Source organism: Flavobacterium sp. MEB061 (genome assembly GCF_000834715.1).
In the GTDB taxonomy this organism is placed as follows: domain Bacteria; phylum Bacteroidota; class Bacteroidia; order Flavobacteriales; family Flavobacteriaceae; genus Flavobacterium; species Flavobacterium pectinovorum.
This window is the reverse complement of sequence record NZ_JXQR01000074.1, coordinates 567,377-585,121: the sequence shown is the minus strand read 5'-3', so window position 1 is coordinate 585,121 and position 17,745 is coordinate 567,377. Positions and strand designations below refer to the sequence as shown.

Genomic DNA, 17,745 nt, shown 5'->3' with positions numbered 1-17,745 from the left:
TTTTTTTTTTTTGAAAGCTGTTTTTTATGAGACTAAAAATTATTTTTTATTTTTTTTGAACGGTCTACAACATAAGAAACCAGCCATGCAATTTGTCCTTCTTTGGCAAAATAGATTTTTTTTGATTTCAAATCAGGAATACTTTCCAGGCAGGCAATTAAAATATTGTTTGCTGAAATTAAATGTTTCTGGCTGTACGTGTTTATAACCTTATCTGCTTCTTTACTGGTTTTTGCTAAATTTTCGTATTTAAGAAAATTGTTTTTCAAAATAGCATCATAATTTACAATGTCTTCCATTTTTAACGGCAGAAAATGATCGTCGCTATTACTATTGTAGTATAAAGTTACAAATGCCCAAATTGCTCCTCCAGACAGGTATATCTTCTTTTTTTGAAGTGATATCGGTTTAGTTTTAAGCATTTCCCTAATTTTTTCTCTCAAAACAGGCGAGTATTCAAATGATTTTTCTTTGTATACCTGCATATCATTTGTTTCTCTCGGAATTACAATCGTTTTATTAATTGCTTCCGTAAGAGTAATAGTACCGTAATCTAATTTTAAAGGAAAAAACTCAAATTTGTTGCCGTTAAGTACATCAACATATCCGCCTTTTGTGTTACCACCGCCTATATCCAGAACAATGGAATCCTGATAATCAGAGGGCGGAATAGAACCTTTTAAAAGCATTTTGCCTTCTGTCTCGGCAGTAATAAAATCAAGATCTTTGTTCGTTACTGCTTTTATTTTATCAATTAAGGTTTGTTTATTAGCGGCAAGTGCAACTCCGGAAGAAGCTACAACATAAATATTTTCATCAGTTACACCGTATTTGCTTTTAATTTTCAGAAGATTTTCTAAAACCACAGATCCGGCCTTTTCTATGTCCTCTATAGCAAGATTGCCATCAATAGCGATACTTCGGGCTATACCAACATTTTCTGTCCAGTATCCCAATATATCATAATCTCCTTTTTTAATATTATTTACATCGATTATCGAAATTTTGATTCCCTTACTTCCAATTTCAATTCCCGCATAACGACTATCCTGAGCAAATGCCCCAAAAGAAATGAAAAGAATAAAAAGTAAAAAGTAAGCTTTCAAAAAGTATTTATTTTGCATACTATTCTTAGTGTTAATTTTTTAAGCGCTTTTGTATTTCAATCAAATACGTAATTTTTTTAATTACGGTTTATTAATTCGATAATTAGATATAAATAGTTTTGGTTTGGTTTGTAACTGTCCTAATTATATAATTTTCAGCAACTATAATGCTCTCATCTATTTTACTTTTTTAGTAAAATAGTGTAGTAATATTTTAGAATAAAAGAGCGTGCAAAAGTCATCTTTAAATACTTAAAAATTTGTAGCAAAATTTTAAATCGCTTGTAGAATTAATTCTACATTCATTCTCTAATTTTATTCTATAAGTTAAGTAGTAATAATTTCTTTTGAAGTGAGAAAAATTTCAAAATATTTGGTAAGAAAACAACGTGGAAATAGTGAAAATAAAAGAAACTTCAGAAATTAAAATGTAGTAAGAAGTAAGATTTTTTTGAAAAAAAATTGAGATACGGAACTGAAAAAAAAGTGAATTTTCAGATTTTGGAAAAGGAAAATTGGGAAGTAATTATGTTTTAAAATTAAAAGAAAAATTAATTTTTATACACATTCAAAATTTCAATCAGTTTTACGATATTATTGATGCCGAGTTTATCAAAAATTCTCGTTTTAAAAGTACTTACGGTAGACATTTGAATGTTTAATTTATTCGAAATTTCCAGGTTTCCGTCTCCGTTTACCAAAAGTTCGGCCACTTCAATTTCTCTGTCGGATAATTTTTCTAAAGGATTGATTGGTTTTTTTAATAAAGCATTCTCCAGGATTATTTCCTTAACGACATCACTTACGTATTTTCCGGTTTCAAGAAGCGATTTTACGGCTTTAATAATCTCTTCGTCTTTGCTGTATTTATTTAAGAAACCATTTGCTCCCGCATGTATGTACCGTAAAGCATATCGGGACTCGTCATAAGCCGAAAACATCATTATCAATAGATTAGGGTGGCTGGATCTGATTTCTTCAACCATTTTGGTGCTGTTTCCCCCTGGAAGGTTTATATCCAGAAAAAGTAAATCCTGTTTTTCACTCAATTTAGTGAGTAAATCTTCAAAACTATCAGCATGTGTTACAGTTACGCCGTCGAAGGCTTTTTTCAATAATACTGAAACTCCGTGTCGAACTACGCTATGATCATCGACCAATAATATCCTTAAATCTTTCTTCATTTTTATTATATTAAACTGCCTGTAACTAAAAATAAATTTTAGAAAAAAAAGCGGGCAAAACCCGAAATTATAATTTTGTTTAAGGAAGTGGTCGTAAAGTTAAACAACAAATATAGAATAAAGGAATAAAAAGAAGCAGAATAAAATTAGAAAATTTACAATTTCTTAATATATTCCATATGGATTTGATTTCAAAATTTTTTCGATAAACCAGAATTTTATTAATTTAAGCAAAAAGTAAAAGCCTTCAAATCAATTGATTTTGAAGGCTTTTATACTCAGTTTATATTATGATTTCTTATAATTTGATAAATTCAAGAATATCCTTATTGATGGTTTCTGCCTCTGTAGTTGGCATACCGTGAGGAAATCCCGGATACGAAATTAGTTTTCCATTTTTCAAAAGTTTGGCCGCTCTTGGTGCCTGATCAAAAGGCACGATCTGATCGTCTTCTCCGTGCAAAACCAAAACAGGAATATCTAAGCTTTTAAGATCTTCTGTAAAATCTGATTCAGAGAAAGCTTTTATGCCTTCATAATGTGCCAATACAGACCCCATCATTCCCTGACGCCACCAATTGTGTTTAATACCTTCCTGAATCTGTTTTCCTTCGCGGTTCCAGCCGTAAAAAGGTATCGGGAAATCATAAAAATATTGCGCTCTGTTAAATCCTGTGCCTTGTCTTATTTCATCAAAAACAGACAATGGAACACCTTCCGGATTTGTTTCAGATTGTATCATTATTGGTGTTACGGCGCTAATTATTACAGCTTTTGCAACACGTTCTTTTCCGTATTTTGCAGCATATCGTATTACTTCGCCGCCACCGGTTGAGTGACCAACGTGAATAGCATTTTTTAAATCAAGAGCTGCGGTCAATTCAGCGATATCAGATGCGTATGTTTCCATATTGTTTCCTTCAGAACTTTGACCAGAACGGCCATGTCCGCGGCGATCGTGTGCAATTACGCGATATCCCTGTTTAAGGAAAAACATCATTTGGGCATCCCAATCATCGCTTGATAAAGGCCAGCCATGGTGAAAAACAATTGGTTGTCCATTTCCCCAATCTTTGTAATAAATCTCTGTTCCGTCTTTTACTGTAAATGTGCTCATCTTTTTTTCGTTTTAAATTAATTATTATTTATTTGTTTTGATTTCTGATACAAATTTATTGAGACAGGAGCGGGGCGTCGATTAATGTAGATTAAGAAATAAATATAATCATTTTTAATTTTTTATAAATGACTGAAAGACTTTTAATTAGAGGATAAAAAGTTTTTTTTTTAAAATTAGAAAATAAACAAAAAAGCCCATTTCGCGAGAAATGGGCTGTCTAAAAAACAAATTCAAAAAAATTAAAACGTCTTCACATCAATTCCGTGCTCTTTTGCGTAAGGCAAAGCAAGATCCCATAGTTTTTTATATTTTGCCTCAAAAACAGGAAATGTGGTAGCCTCCATATCTGCAATAGCTTTGTCTACCGTTTCTTTTGGTGCTTTTTTATCCATTAAACGGGCAATTTTTACATAATCATTTTCATATTTGTTCTTCACGAAATTAAAAAGATCAAGCGAAGCATCAATCATGGGTTTGGTTTCGTCTGTAGGTTTTAGGTCTTCGATCTTTTTTATAGATTGATTAAGATAGGCAACCTTGAATCTCAAAATATGATCTTCATAAGATTTTGCCGGAAACGTTCCTTTTTCGTCAAAAGCAATAAGCTGATTGGCGTTTTTGTTTTGTTCCATTGTTTCAAAATCCTTAGAACCAAATTCCATAAATAAATTTGTGTTTAAGGCAGATATATCGAAATATTCTTCTGGCGTATTTTCCATTTTGCACGATTGCAAAACGATTAAAAGTAAAAATGCTATCAGTATATTTTTTGTTCTCATTTTCATTTTCTTTTTTTATAATTATTTCTCTTTTATATGGCGTATACTTAATAATGATTCACAATAAATTTTATTACTGATAGCAATATGATTGTAATTAATTCTATCATAATAACTTATATTATTCCATTTCAATTTGAATTAAAGCCATTGCAGACTTCTGGCTTCCTTTATCAACGCCTTTATTCCATTGTTCTACAGCTTTTTCCTTTTGACCTAAGATATAATAATAAGTTCCCAGAAGCGTGTAACCTTCAGGTTCCTCCTGCGAAATTATTTTATTTCCAAGGGAAACAATTTCAGGATTCAGCGTTTTTGGTTTTGTATTTTTTTCAGGATTTAGCAAAGCATCCATGCCCTGATCTTCAATAAGCAGGATTCCAAAATAATCCATACAGGCTTTACTTAACCCCTCATTGCAAAGTTTGCTGATTTTTTCTTTTTTTGCTTTGGCAGCAGTGTCGTCCATCATTATTTCGATTGCCATTTTTTCGCTTGATATTTTATAATATTCATGCAGCAAAGCGGCTTTCTTTTTAGACAAAGCTTCATTTTTTCGATTATTTGCTACGATGGTATCTTTTCGAATCCATGTTTCATTTTCGACCCAGTTTGAAGCTCCAACAAGGGTGTTGTTTTTTATTTTAAATTTAAAAATGCTTTTATCAGGATATACAATCAGCGAATCGCCTTTGGTAAAATAATCACCGGTTCCGATTCCTGTAATATTTACTTTTCCGTTGCCATCAAATTCAAAAAAAGAATACATATTAGAATCCGATTTTGCCTGATAATATCCCTGAATATTATTATCAATAACCTGACCGACTGCCAAATTTGAAAATGAAACTACAAGCAGTAAATAATAGAATTTTTTCATGATTTTGATTTTTTTATGCAACTTTAAATTCTGTAAAAGCCAGTATTAGACGTAGGTTTCATACTGGCGTTTAGTAATTACTTGATGAAATCAAATTTATCAGTAAATAATTTTCCCACTACAGGAACCGGAATTTCCTGCTCATTATTAGCATTGATGATTCCCATGATCCATAATACTAAAACTACAAGATTTACCAAACTTAAAATGCTTGCCAACGCTGGTACTACAGTTGCAATAATTGTTAAAGCAACAGAAATTATAATCCCTACAATAGCAATCCCTAAACCTTGTTTAAGATGAAATCTCGTTAAAGAATCTTTAACTGTTAATTTATTGTAGTTTACGTAAGCAATAACCCATCCGATAATAGTAATGTACGAAATAATTGAAAGCGTCTTTTTGTTCATGATTTTTAGTTTTAAATTCAAGTTCAAAACTAATCATGTAATCATGAAAAAAATAAAATCTTGTATATACTAACCATCTACAACGGTCAATAGAGTATCTATTTTGTATCTACAAGAAAATTATTTTACAGATAAAAAAACGCCGTAAGTGTTGATTTTACTGGACAGAAGTGATATAAGTGTCTAAATCAGTTTCGCGGTCCAGATTTAGTTTTTGTTTAATTCGGTATCGGGCCATTCGCATGCTTTGGGTTTCAATATTCATGTGATTGGCAATTTCTTTGGTACTCATTCCTAATTTTATGTAACCGCAATATTTAAAATCCAGTTTAGTTAAGGTGCCCGAAGCTTTTTCCTGTAAGGTCGAAAAAAAGACAGGATTAGTATTGGCCAGACTTGTTTTTAATAGCTCAAATTCATCATCAACTTCCATGCTTTTGTCGATCGTTTTTGAGATTGTTTTTATATCTGATGATTTCTCAGATTTCATCGTTGACAATTTATTCTGAATGTCTTTTAAAATCTCATTTTTCTTTTCTAACTGCAGGTTATTAGTCATTAATTCCTGCTGAAGTTTTATCTTTTCCTGTTCGTTTAATTTCTTTTCCTGAATGGCAATTTGAAGTTCTTTCTCTGTTAATTCAGATTCCAGTAAAGCAATCATCGCTTCTTCTTCTTTTATTTTGGATAAAAGAGTAGCTTCTTCATTGGCTTTTTGAAGCAAAAGATTGGTTTTTATATAAGATCTTTGTCTAAAATGATACGAACGCAGCATAAAGAGAAGCATAAAAAACACCAGAACAACAAGCGCTGTATACAAATAGTTTATCTTTTTTCTGGATTCAAGATTGTCTGTAAGCAATTGGATTTGCTGTGATTTTTTCTCTGTTTCAAAACGAACGGAAGCATTGTAATCCCTGGCTCTGTTTTCTTTTTCCATCATAACTGCAACCGCTTTGTCATACAGATTGAAGTATTTTTTATAAGAAGCAAAATCATTTTTGATCTCAGCCAGATCCATATAGTTTTTATAAAGCAGGGCAAAATATCTTGGGTTTATCTTTGGATGTTCTTCAATAATATCAGATACTTTTTTCAACACCTTTTCGATATTGGGTATATCATTTAAGTTTGTATAAAATTGCGCTTGCTGGCCGTACATCACCATAAGCTGCATAGGCTCGTTTAGTTCGAGACAAACGGCTTCTGTTTTCTGTAAATGTGCTAACGTTTTTTCGGGTTCGGTTTCAAAAAAATGATACAAGTAAAGGCTCGTAAGATTTAAGCAGGTTCTGCCGTAAGAGCCAATAATATTTCCTTTTCTTTTTTCATTTTCGAATATTGCAATCGCTTTTAGGTAATTGTTTTCTGCAGTTTTGAGTAAATCCGGATCGGCAGGAGTTTTTTGCTCTGCGTCTCTTACCAAAAAAAGCGCCCAACTGGTTAAACCATTGGCAATATTAACCTGATTTTTACTTTCGTAAGCCAAATCTAAAGCCTTTTTGTTGTATTTTTTAGAGAATACAAGATCGTTATGATCGATATAATAAGCACCCAGATTTTCATATCCGTTTACCAGTTTGTCATATCGCATTTTGTTTTTTTCAAAATACGCCAATGACTTTAGCATGTACTCAATGTATTTCTCCTTATTTCCAATAAATTCATTTTTGTAGGCAATGGCATAATTGGCGTATGCGATGGCTTTTTCGTCTTTTGATGCTGTGGCTAAAGTAGAAGTGGAATCGGCATATTTGATTTGCAGCGAAACATTATCCAGAAATCTTGCAACGTCAGAAAGTGATTCATAAGCAATGGCCTGGCTTTTTAGGTCGTTTTTTTCACGAGCCAGTTTTAATGCTTGATTTGCATAGTGATACGCTTTAATACTATCAGTTTTTTTATAGCAGGAACTGAGTTGACATAAGTAATCGCCTTTTACTTCGGGAGATAAATTTGATTGTTCAACTAATTTAAGCAGTTCTTTTTTGGATTTTTGCGCATGCGAAATATGGGTAACAATGAAACTGAACAGGATGATATATAAAATGTTCTGAAGGCTTTTAGTCATAATTTCAGATCGATTGGTGGTATTGTATTTGAAGAAAAAATCTTTGTTTTTTTAATGGAAATAATTCCAATTTAGGATCATAATAACCCCTAAATAATCTGTATTTCAAGATTGGAATCAGAACCAAAGATATAAAAATAGTGTAGCAAAAAATAACAGACAGCTACAAATAAGAAAGCAAAAGCAATTTGTAAATCATTTTATTGAATTACAAATTGCTTTTTTATAATTGAAACTTTAAAAATCAGTTAAGACTTCTGTATTCCATTGGTGACATCCCGGTTTTCTGTTTAAATAAACGGGTAAAGTGTTGCGGATATTTAAATCCGAGATTAAAAGCTATTTCACTGATTGACCTGTCAAATTCAAAAATCTTTTCCTTGGCTATTTGAATTATTTTAGATTGAATATGTTCCTGGGCAGATATTCCGGTTTCTTTTTTTATTAAATCGCCAAAATAATTGGCAGATAAATTCAGTTTTTCAGCACAATAACCAACAGAAGGAAGTCCTAAACTCTGAGGCTTATCCGAATTAAAGTAATCAATAATTAATTGTTCAAAACGCTCCAAAATACTCTTATTACTGTAATCTCTTGTAATAAATTGGCGATCGTAGAATCTTTCACAGTAATTGATTAAAAGTTCAATATTGGCGCTGATCAATTTTTTACTGTGTTTATCAATAGTTTGTTGCAGTTCAAACTGAATTTTTGCAAAACAATCTATAATAATATGTCTTTCTTTATCAGAAAGATGCAGGGCTTCATTCATTTGATAGCTGAAAAAATTATAGTCGTTTATGATTTTTCCAAGAGAAGTTCCGTGTATCAAATCCGGATGAAAAAGTAATACATGCCCGTGAGGCTGGTAATTTGACATTTCGTATTCTACTTCCCACGATTGTCCCGGGCCAATAAAAACTAAGGTTCCTTCCTGATAGTCATAGTAATTTCGGCCATATCGAATATCTCCGCATACAACATCTTTTAGGAAGATTGCATATATGCCAAAATTCATTTTTACAGTTGTTCCTGCGAGATAGCTGCGTGGTTCACATTTTGATAAATCAATAATACTGATCAACGGATGCAGCGTTTTTAAACCGCAGGCAGTATTATAGTCACTAACTGAATTAAAATAAACCACTTTGTCCATGTTTACCTGTTTTTTGATTTGCAAAATTAAAGGATTTAAGGGTAAAAATTTCTATCGCTTATCCGTAATCAGTAATAATGGTATGTAAAACAGTAATTTATATAAGTATCCACACCTTTGTATTTCGGAAATTTGAAATTATTTATATCTTGAAATGATGTGTTGTGAAATTTATTTCAGCAATATGTTGATTATCAGTAAATACTAAGAATTAAATATAAGAAAAAAAGTAGAAAAATCACAAAGAGCAAACTGTTACAAACTAAATTAATTACATGAAAAAAATAACCTTAATACTAATTTTGATAATCCCTTTTATCAATTTAAATGCGCAGAATATGAAAGATTCAGACAAAAGACTTCAAATAATAGAAGATAAAATGGCTATTAAAAACCTTGTAGATACTTTTTCTGTATTGGCAGATGTAAAAGATGTGAAGAGTCAGGTTTTGCTTTTTACACCAAATGCTATAGTACAATCTGAAAGTGGCGGTAAAGTAACCAGTGAATTTAAAGGCAGGGATGAAATAGGGAGCGCCTTTTCAAATTTTCTAAACTTATTTGAAATCGTTTATCATATTAACGGACAACAGACTGTTATTTTAGACGGAGACAAAGCCTCTGGTATAAGTTATTGCACAGTAACACTAATTGGGAACGAAAACGGAAAGAAGATGAAAACAACTATGGGCGTAATATATCACGATGAGTATACACGCGAGAAAGGAAGTTGGCTGATTAGTAAAAGACAGTCCAATTTTACATGGACAGAAAAGACAGAATTGAAATAGATCATTAAAAAATCAAGAAAATGGAAAAAAGGATTTTAGGAAATAACGGACTTGAAGTATCTGCATTGGGTTTGGGCTGTATGGGATTAAGTTTTGGTTACGGAAAACCAACAGAAAAAAAGGAAGCGATTGCCTTAATAAGAGCCGCTTATGAAAAGGGTGTTACTTTTTTTGATACAGCAGAATGTTACGGACCTTTTACAAACGAAGAAATTGTAGGCGAAGCTTTAGCGCCATTTCGTAAAGAAGTAGTCATTGCTACAAAATTTGGTTTTCAGGATGGCGATTCTAAAAAAGGATTAGACAGCAGTCCGGCAAGAATAAAAGCTGTTGTTGAAGCATCACTTAAAAGATTAAAAACAGATTATATTGATTTGTTTTACCAGCATAGAGTTGATCCGAAAGTGCCAATTGAAGAAGTTGCCGAAACGGTTAAGGAATTGATTCAGGAAGGTAAAGTAAAACATTTTGGGCTTTCAGAAGCTGGTGCAGAAACGATTAGAAAAGCGCATATTGTACAGCCCGTTGCAGCATTGCAAAGCGAATATTCTTTATTTTACCGTGAACCTGAAAAAGAAATTATTCCTACTCTGAAAGAACTAGAAATTGGTTTTGTGCCTTTTAGCCCATTAGGAAAAGGGTTTCTGACCGGAGCCATAAATGAAGAAACAAAATTTGAAGCTTCGGATTTTAGAAACATTGTTCCGAGATTTTCTGAAGAAAACAGAAAAGCCAATCAAACTTTGGTTGATTTAGTAAAATCAATCGCGTCAGAAAAGAATGCAGCGTCATCGCAAATTGCTTTAGCCTGGCTTTTGGCTCAAAAACCTTGGATTGTGCCCATTCCGGGAACTACAAAACTGCATCGTTTAGAAGAAAATATTGGAGGCGCAGCCATTCATTTAAGCAAAGAAGAATTAAATAATATTGACAAAGCGCTTGAAAATATAGAAATTGTTGGGGCACGTTATCCACAGCAATTACAGGATAGAGTTGGGAAATAAAAATTGGTTTTGAAACTATTAGCTATCGTTTAAGAAATAGCTTTTGTTTGAATTAAATAATTAAAACCAATTGCTTGTGTTTTTTTTGTAAATTAGAAATACAGAACCTCACCGAAATAATTGTAAATCCAAAAATCAGACTTTATTATGATACAATTAACTGTAAACGGCAAAACCGAAAATCTTGACGTAAGTCCCGAAATGCCTTTGTTGTGGGCAATACGCGATACACTTGGTTTAACGGGAACCAAATTTGGCTGTGGTGTAGCACAATGCGGAGCATGCGTTGTCCATCTAAATGGTGAAGCTGTACGCTCTTGTGTTACAAAAATGAGCCGTGCCGAAGGTAAAAACGTAGTTACTATAGAAGGATTATCTGAAAATAATGATCATCCGGCACAAAAAGCCTGGCAGGAAATAGACGTACCACAATGTGGCTATTGTCATTCGGGACAAATAATGTCGGCTGCTGTTTTGCTTCGCGAAAACCCAAACCCCACAGATCAGGATATTGATGATGCTATGGCAGGAAATATCTGCAGATGCGGAACTTACCCAAGAATTCGCAAAGCCATACAACTTGCTTCACAAATGCAGGAGAAAAATAAAATCTGATCGGGAAAATAAAACAGAGCTTATGTCGACAAAAACTAAAATTATATTGATAGCCATAATACTGGTTTCCACTATTGGACTGGCATTTACCGTTTCGATGCATCGGATAACGGAAAAAGAATATATTGGCATTACGCCGATAAAAAAAGACAGTGTAGCCTCTGTCGCGGCATTCAAACAAGTTTATAAAGTACTGATGAGTCCGCGTTGTCTTAATTGTCATCCAAAAGGCGATATTCCCCTTCAGGGCGATAATAGCGTGGTACATACCATGCAGCCTAAACGAGGAAAAGACGGAAAAGGCGTATATGCGATGAAATGCGCCAATTGCCATCAACCCGAAAATAGTCCCGGATTACACACGCCTCCCGGAAACCCGGAATGGCATTTACCGCCTGCTGATATGAAAATGGTATTTGAAGGTAAAACGGCTCACGAATTAGCCAAACAGCTCGTAAATCCTGAACTTAACGGACATAAAGACCTGGAAAAATTAATCGCTCACGCAGATGATGGTTTGGTAAAAGCAGGCTGGAATCCCGGAAAAGGAAGAACAGTTCCGCCTTTAACGCATGCACAGTTTAAAAAAGCCTGGATTACCTGGCTTCAAACCGGCGCTTATGCTCCTGCAAAATAGTATTGCTTTAATTTTAATGATGATCTGATGACTAAAAATAACAACGTAGATACTACAAGAAGAAATTTTTTAAAACTAACGGGTTTAGGAGGGGCGGCACTTTGTCTTGGTTTTTATTTCCCTGCAGATGGAGTTCCAACGCTTGTACGACCTTCTGAATTGAGCGAATCTGATATCGAATTATGTCCGTGGATTATTATCAATCCGTCTGGAAAAGTAACTATTGTGAATCACAGGGCAGAGATGGGACAAGGTTCGTATCATTCGGTTCCGCAAATTGTAGCAGAAGAATTAGAAGTTGATATGAAAGATATCAACGTTATTTTCGCTATCGGAAACGAAAAAAAATACGGCGGACAAGTTACCGGAGGAAGTTCAACAATTCGATCTTCTTATAAAAATCTGCTTAAATTAAGTGCAACTGCGAGAGAAATGCTGATTGCCGCAGCCGCCGCAAAATGGAATGTTTCGGTTGTAGATTGTTATGCCGAATCCGGACATGTCATTCATAAGCCATCCGGGAAAAAAGCACATTATGGTGAACTTGCCGTAGCTGCTTCAAAATTGCCGGCACCAAAAGAACCAAAACTAAAGAAAATATCAGAATACAAATTAATTAGAAAACCGCTCAAAAGAATCGATACGCCATTAAAAACCAATGGTTCATTAATCTTCGGACTAGACAAAAGAATTCCGGGAATGTTGTTTGCTTCGGTAGAACGCGACCCTCGTTATTTTGGAAAAGTAAAAAGCTTTGATGCGAGTAAGGCATTAAAAGTTCCGGGTGTAAAACGCGTTTTTAAAGTAAATATGGGCTATTACGAATACATCCGTGAAGGCGTTGCCGTAATTGCTGATTCGACCTGGGCAGCACTTGAGGGAAGAAAAGCCTTAAAAGTAGAGTGGGATACAAGTGGTTTTAAACATTGGAGTACTCCGGAAATATTTGAAACTCAAAATAAATTATTGAAAACTCAGGAAGGAATGCCGCTTAAAACACAGGGAAATCCAACTGAAATATTATCAAAAACAACTAAAAAATTAGATGTAGTTTACCAAACGCCGTATCAGTCACACGTTGCTATGGAACCGATAAACTGCATTGCGCATTATAAAAAAGATTCGATTGAAATTTGGGGACCAATACAAGCTCCGGGTTGGATTCAGGACGATATAAGTAAACAATTTAAAATTGATAAAGAAAAAGTAATTGTGAACATGACTTTTCTTGGAGGCGGTTTTGGAAGAAAAGCGATGATCGATTACCCAAGCGAGGCTGTTGGCATTTCAAAAATATTGGGTGGTCCGGTTCAGGTTGTCTGGACACGTGAGGATGATGCTACTTTAGGACCATTTCGCCCCGGGATTTCGTACCGCTGTGAAGGAACAATTGCCGATGGAAAAATTGATGCATTAAAATTTAGAATGGCGGGTCAAAATAATGATCACTGGCGTGGAGGCTCAAAAACAGAACCCAACCGAAGTACAAGCGAGGGATTTTTGAAACCATATTACGAAAGCATTAAAAACTTAAGCATTAGTGATGTTCTTTTTGAAACTACGATTCCTACAAGCTTCTGGCGATCTGTATACGCGTCTACAAACGGATTTGCCTATGAAAGTTTTATTGATGAAATGGCATACGAAGCTAAAAAAGATCCCTTAGATTTCCGTCGCGAACATTTGCAGGAAGAGCGCTGTCAAAAGTTAATTGATAAAATGGAAGAAGTATCAGGCTGGAAAAATCGGTCAAAAAATGAAGGTTTTGGTGTTGCCATTACAGAATGTTTTAACTCAACTGTTGGTCATGTTGTCAAAGTTTCTAAAAACTTTCATGGTGGTGTGAAAATCGATAAAGTCTGGGCTGTAATGGATTGTGGCTGGTATGTAAATCCCGACATCATTCACGCTCAGGTCGAAGGTTCAATTGTCATGGGATTGGGTGCAGCGACTACGCATCAAATTACATTTAAGGATAATGTTGTAGAACAGCATAATTTTTATGATTATCCATTGCCAAGAATTAACGAAATTCCGCCTATAGAAGTATATATTATAGATAACGAAGAAGATGCCGGTGGAGTTGGAGAACCCGGACTTCCGCCTTTTGCTCCAGCTTTAACCAACGCCATTTTTGATCTAACGGGAAAACGAATCAGGACTTTACCGTTTAAGCTTTCTGAAGTTTAAAAAGTTACGGGCTTTAGATTCTACAATTATAGAATCCCATTTCAATTGAAGTGGGATTTTTTTATTTAGTTTTCAAGTTAAAATTTTATGTAATTACTTATAAAGAGATAATATCTCAATTTCGATGTTAAAATTTTTCCATATTCTTATTATTGGCGGTTTAAATTACAAACTTCCCATCTATACATATTCTTGATTTTTTATTTAAATTTAAAATTTAATATCCTGATTATTAGTATTTTAGTATGTACTAAATATCGTTAGAATCTTGATTTTTAACATATCTTTTTTATAATCTCTTTTTTAAATCTAGTTTCGTTATGTTCTTTTTTTAGGAACTACCTTACTAATTTAAAACCACAGATTATGAACAATCAATTACATTTTACTTTTTTAAAAAGAGAAAAATATTTCCATATCGTATGGATTTTTTTCATTCTCTTAACCTCAAATTTATATGCACAGCGCGGTTATTATGATGCGCCATATAAAAGGTACGAAGCAAACGCAGGACAATTGTCGAATGGCGCTTCAACTACTTCAAAGTCATACATTCAGTCAGATCTTCAGTCTGAAGCTACAGACCAGCAATGCGTGAATATGTCTGCTACGAATGCCACAGTGCAATGGACGCTTACAGAAGCTGCTGATGGACTTGTTATTCGTTACAGCGTTCCCGACGGACAATCGGCTACTTTGGGTGTTTACAATGGGAACACAAAAATTACCACGCTAACTTTGACTTCAACCTGGTCGTGGGAATATTTGTGGAGCAACGGAAATCCCAATAATAACGGAATCACGAATCAAAACCCAAGAATGCGATTTGATGAAGTACGTTATAAACTTCCGGCTAAAATTTCGGCATCGGGAACTTTAAAACTGGTTAGAGAATCTGGGAATGTGCATGTAGATTTTGCTGAGATGGAACCAGTTCCCACCGCTCTTACAGCACCAACAGGTTCGGTAACGTATACCGGAAACGGAAGCGATCTTCAAACCTTTATTGATGCAAACGGCGGTAAAAAAATATTTATTCCAGGCGGAGTTTATAATGTAAACCGCGAGTTGTATTTTGGCACTGCCAATACTTCATTAATAGGCGCGGGAATGTGGTATACGCAAATTAATTTTACCAATACCAGCAGTTTAAACGGTGGATTGCGTGCAAATGCAGCGGGAATTTCGTTTACAGATCTTTATTTAACGACAAATTCTACTTCGAGAAGTAATTCTTATAAAGCGATAAATGGGGTTTTTACATCTTCTTCAATTGTAAAAAATATTTGGGCAGAACATTTTGAATGCGGTGCCTGGATTGCACAATACAATACAGGAGGACCTGCAATTGCTGATGGATTTACAGTATCGCATTGCCGTTTTAGAAATAATTATGCTGATGGAATTAATCTTTGTAAAGGAACGGCAAACTCTATCGTTGAACATTGCAGTTTTAGAAATAATGGAGATGATGATCAGGCAATCTGGTCTGCAGATGGATTGGAATGTATCAACAATACTTTTAGATACAATACTTCCGAAAACTGTTGGCGTGCCTGTGGTTTAGCTATTTATGGCGGAAAAAATAACAAAGCTTATAATTTGATTATAAAAGACAATCTGGAAGCAGGAATCAGAGTGAGTAATAATTTTCCCGGAGCGCCATTTAACAATGACGGACTTCACGAAATACACGATATTACGGTATCAACATGCGGAACTTTTAATGATACTTACAACAATCCTGTAGCTGCGGTAGATATTTTTAGTGCTACGAATGCCGGAACTCAGGTTAAAAATGTTCAGTTGTACAATATTGATATTTTAGATTCAAGAAATGATGCTATTTCGATAAGTAAAAGATCTGGCGATGGTATTTATAATCTTAGTTTTAAAGATATAACCGTTAACGGAACTGGTAAAGAATTTCCAAACAATAATGCCCTTAACAGAAACTGGGGCAGAGGCTATTTTGTACTTATAGCTGGTTTTCCTGCCGGAAACGGAACTTATTGTAATATGAATTATTCTAACAGAGGCGGTAATGCAACGACTGATCAGGAAATTAGTGCTATTGGTACATTTTCGTGGACACAAAGTACAAGCTGTTCAGGAACACCAATTATTGAGGTTACAGGAGTATCGGTTACACCGTCGACAGCTACTTTAGGCGTTGGCGCGACACAACAATTAACACCAACAGTTGCTCCGGCAAATGCAACAAACAAAACAGTGACTTACAGTTCTAATAATACTGGGGTTGCAACCGTAAATGGTTCGGGTTTAGTTACTGCAATTGCTGCGGGATCTGCAACGATTACCGTTACAACTCAGGATGGTGCAAAAATTGCTACTTCTGCAATAACGGTAACTTCATCAAATGTAGCCGTGACAAGTGTGAGTCTTAGTCCGGCATCAGCATCATTATCAGTTGGATCGACACAGCAATTAACGCCAACAATTCTTCCGTCTAATGCAACTAATAAATCTGTTTCATATGCTTCAAACAATACGGGCGTTGCAACGGTTAATGCTTCAGGATTGGTAACGGCAATTTCAAACGGAACTGCAACAATTACGGTAACCACTGCGAGCGGAAATAAAACAAGTACGACAACAATTACTGTAAGTACAGCAACAGGAAACTACTTTACAATTAAAAACAGATGGACAAATAATTATTTATACGATGCCGGTGCCAATGTAGGTTATGGCGCAACTGTTGCCAACAACAATTACAAATGGGAAAAAGTAGCTGTCGACGCCACTTATTTTGTATTAAAAAATGTAGGTACGGGTGATATAATGCACATTGAAAACTTAACAGGAGCCGTACAATGTAGCACTGCAGGATCTGACTGGATGAGTGCTCAATGGTTAAGCGAAAATGTGGATGGTACTTTTGTTCGAATTAAAAACAGATGGCAGACCGGAAGTATGATTCATATTGAAAACCTGAATGGTTCTGCTCAATATGCCGGAGGACAAAACAATTGGGAAAGCGCACAATGGCAATTTCAAAGTACTTCGACGGCGAAAAAAATCAATGATGCAGAAATAACAGTAGAAAATAACCTGGTAAGTATTTATCCAAATCCTTCTGTAAACAAAGAATTTAATATTGTTTTTCCGGAATTAAAAGCAGGTGACACCGCAACACTAACCGTTACGGATATAAACGGAAGAAAGGTTTTAATAAACCAACTGAATACATCTGCAAAAATCAATCATAATTTAGCTTCAGGAATTTATGTTGTTACAATTAATTCTAATGATTTTAATGTTTCTAAAAAACTGATTGTAAAATGATAATCGAAAAAACTGATTAGAATTTTAAATAGTCTCAACAGAGATAAGAAATGCCAGATCAAAAGATCTGGCATTTTTGTTTATTGCCTTAGTCTATTTTAGTTTCAATTATAATATGAAACGACTTTATTATTTTTAAAATCTTACTACAACAAATCGCTTTTTTTATTGCTAAAGAAGTAGAAAAAGTCCCATTTCATAGGTAATGAGCTAGTAAAACAGCTCCGAAAAACGGTAATATTTGCATTGATTTTTCATTTGTTTAGGAAAAATCTTAATGGATTTAAGAAAACGGTAAGACGTTAACTGCTTTGTTTATAGATAATTAAAATTTTACTAAACTTTTAATTAACATTTTTTTTGCAAAAGTTATGCTTAAACTTTTTGAGTTAATATTTTTAATTTACTTTTGTTCTATCAAATTGGTAGAATTTAAACTAAGGTAATAAACACAGCTGTTAAGGACTTTCGAATACATTTATTTGAACAAGAA

14 protein-coding genes are annotated in these 17,745 nt (G+C 34.2%); 6 read left to right on the top strand and 8 right to left on the bottom strand.

The features are described from left to right. Window positions 1-32: 32 nt before the first annotated feature. The 8 genes from RT99_RS23715 to RT99_RS23680 all read right to left on the bottom strand — a co-directional run bounded on the left by RT99_RS23715 (window position 33) and on the right by RT99_RS23680 (window position 8,706). A complete protein-coding gene (locus RT99_RS23715) occupies window positions 33-1,124 on the bottom strand; it encodes an exopolyphosphatase (protein ID WP_042567183.1) in 1,092 nt (363 codons plus the stop codon). Between the two features lie 533 nt (window positions 1,125-1,657). Next, on the bottom strand, window positions 1,658-2,290 hold the full coding sequence (locus RT99_RS23710) for a response regulator transcription factor (RefSeq protein WP_042567182.1): 633 nt from the start codon (window positions 2,288-2,290) through the stop codon (window positions 1,658-1,660). A gap of 298 nt (window positions 2,291-2,588) precedes the next feature. After that, a complete protein-coding gene (locus tag RT99_RS23705; protein WP_042567181.1) occupies window positions 2,589-3,407 on the bottom strand; it encodes an alpha/beta fold hydrolase in 819 nt (272 codons plus the stop codon). 242 nt (window positions 3,408-3,649) lie between these two features. Further along, window positions 3,650-4,189, bottom strand: a complete 540-nt coding sequence (locus tag RT99_RS23700) for a hypothetical protein (RefSeq protein ID WP_131494947.1) — start codon at window positions 4,187-4,189, stop codon at window positions 3,650-3,652. Between the two features lie 121 nt (window positions 4,190-4,310). Beyond that, on the bottom strand, window positions 4,311-5,069 hold the full coding sequence (locus RT99_RS23695; RefSeq protein WP_042567179.1) for a hypothetical protein: 759 nt from the start codon (window positions 5,067-5,069) through the stop codon (window positions 4,311-4,313). A 77-nt stretch (window positions 5,070-5,146) separates the two neighbouring features. Continuing rightward, on the bottom strand, window positions 5,147-5,479 hold the full coding sequence (locus tag RT99_RS23690) for an import component protein (RefSeq protein ID WP_042567178.1): 333 nt from the start codon (window positions 5,477-5,479) through the stop codon (window positions 5,147-5,149). Window positions 5,480-5,636: 157 nt separating this feature from the next. Beyond that, window positions 5,637-7,550, bottom strand: coding sequence for a hypothetical protein (locus RT99_RS23685; RefSeq protein WP_042567177.1), 1,914 nt, complete (start codon window positions 7,548-7,550; stop codon window positions 5,637-5,639). A 244-nt stretch (window positions 7,551-7,794) separates the two neighbouring features. Next, window positions 7,795-8,706 carry an AraC family transcriptional regulator gene (locus RT99_RS23680; protein WP_042567176.1) on the bottom strand — a complete coding sequence of 304 codons (912 nt, stop codon included), beginning with the start codon at window positions 8,704-8,706 and terminating at the stop codon, window positions 7,795-7,797. Window positions 8,707-9,044: 338 nt separating this feature from the next. Between RT99_RS23680 and RT99_RS23675 the strand changes: the two genes are divergently transcribed. The 6 genes from RT99_RS23675 to RT99_RS23650 all read left to right on the top strand — a co-directional run bounded on the left by RT99_RS23675 (window position 9,045) and on the right by RT99_RS23650 (window position 17,252). After that, window positions 9,045-9,497, top strand: a complete 453-nt coding sequence (locus RT99_RS23675) for a nuclear transport factor 2 family protein (RefSeq protein ID WP_042567175.1) — start codon at window positions 9,045-9,047, stop codon at window positions 9,495-9,497. Window positions 9,498-9,517: 20 nt separating this feature from the next. Next, entirely contained in the window at window positions 9,518-10,501 is a 984-nt protein-coding gene (locus RT99_RS23670; RefSeq protein ID WP_042567174.1) for an aldo/keto reductase, read from the top strand. A 147-nt stretch (window positions 10,502-10,648) separates the two neighbouring features. Further along, window positions 10,649-11,116: a (2Fe-2S)-binding protein gene (locus tag RT99_RS23665; RefSeq protein WP_042567173.1), complete on the top strand. Its 468-nt coding sequence runs from the start codon at window positions 10,649-10,651 to the stop codon at window positions 11,114-11,116. Window positions 11,117-11,138: 22 nt separating this feature from the next. Continuing rightward, entirely contained in the window at window positions 11,139-11,753 is a 615-nt protein-coding gene (locus RT99_RS23660; RefSeq protein ID WP_042567172.1) for a hypothetical protein, read from the top strand. A gap of 27 nt (window positions 11,754-11,780) precedes the next feature. Further along, a complete protein-coding gene (locus tag RT99_RS23655; protein WP_042567171.1) occupies window positions 11,781-13,943 on the top strand; it encodes a xanthine dehydrogenase family protein molybdopterin-binding subunit in 2,163 nt (720 codons plus the stop codon). A gap of 366 nt (window positions 13,944-14,309) precedes the next feature. Then, window positions 14,310-17,252, top strand: coding sequence for an Ig-like domain-containing protein (locus RT99_RS23650; protein ID WP_042567170.1), 2,943 nt, complete (start codon window positions 14,310-14,312; stop codon window positions 17,250-17,252). Window positions 17,253-17,745 lie beyond the last annotated feature (493 nt).

What these genes read in the sequence shown, in the direction of transcription:
- RT99_RS23715 (WP_042567183.1), bottom strand. Translation starts at nt 1,124, where the DNA reads ATGCAAAATAAATACTTTTTGAAAGCTTACTTTTTACTTTTTATTCTT.
- RT99_RS23710 (WP_042567182.1), bottom strand. Translation starts at nt 2,290, where the DNA reads ATGAAGAAAGATTTAAGGATATTATTGGTCGATGATCATAGCGTAGTT.
- RT99_RS23705 (WP_042567181.1), bottom strand. Translation starts at nt 3,407, where the DNA reads ATGAGCACATTTACAGTAAAAGACGGAACAGAGATTTATTACAAAGAT.
- RT99_RS23700 (WP_131494947.1), bottom strand. Translation starts at nt 4,189, where the DNA reads ATGAGAACAAAAAATATACTGATAGCATTTTTACTTTTAATCGTTTTG.
- RT99_RS23695 (WP_042567179.1), bottom strand. Translation starts at nt 5,069, where the DNA reads ATGAAAAAATTCTATTATTTACTGCTTGTAGTTTCATTTTCAAATTTG.
- RT99_RS23690 (WP_042567178.1), bottom strand. Translation starts at nt 5,479, where the DNA reads ATGAACAAAAAGACGCTTTCAATTATTTCGTACATTACTATTATCGGA.
- RT99_RS23685 (WP_042567177.1), bottom strand. Translation starts at nt 7,550, where the DNA reads ATGACTAAAAGCCTTCAGAACATTTTATATATCATCCTGTTCAGTTTC.
- RT99_RS23680 (WP_042567176.1), bottom strand. Translation starts at nt 8,706, where the DNA reads ATGGACAAAGTGGTTTATTTTAATTCAGTTAGTGACTATAATACTGCC.
- RT99_RS23675 (WP_042567175.1), top strand. Translation starts at nt 9,045, where the DNA reads ATGAAAGATTCAGACAAAAGACTTCAAATAATAGAAGATAAAATGGCT.
- RT99_RS23670 (WP_042567174.1), top strand. Translation starts at nt 9,518, where the DNA reads ATGGAAAAAAGGATTTTAGGAAATAACGGACTTGAAGTATCTGCATTG.
- RT99_RS23665 (WP_042567173.1), top strand. Translation starts at nt 10,649, where the DNA reads ATGATACAATTAACTGTAAACGGCAAAACCGAAAATCTTGACGTAAGT.
- RT99_RS23660 (WP_042567172.1), top strand. Translation starts at nt 11,139, where the DNA reads ATGTCGACAAAAACTAAAATTATATTGATAGCCATAATACTGGTTTCC.
- RT99_RS23655 (WP_042567171.1), top strand. Translation starts at nt 11,781, where the DNA reads ATGACTAAAAATAACAACGTAGATACTACAAGAAGAAATTTTTTAAAA.
- RT99_RS23650 (WP_042567170.1), top strand. Translation starts at nt 14,310, where the DNA reads ATGAACAATCAATTACATTTTACTTTTTTAAAAAGAGAAAAATATTTC.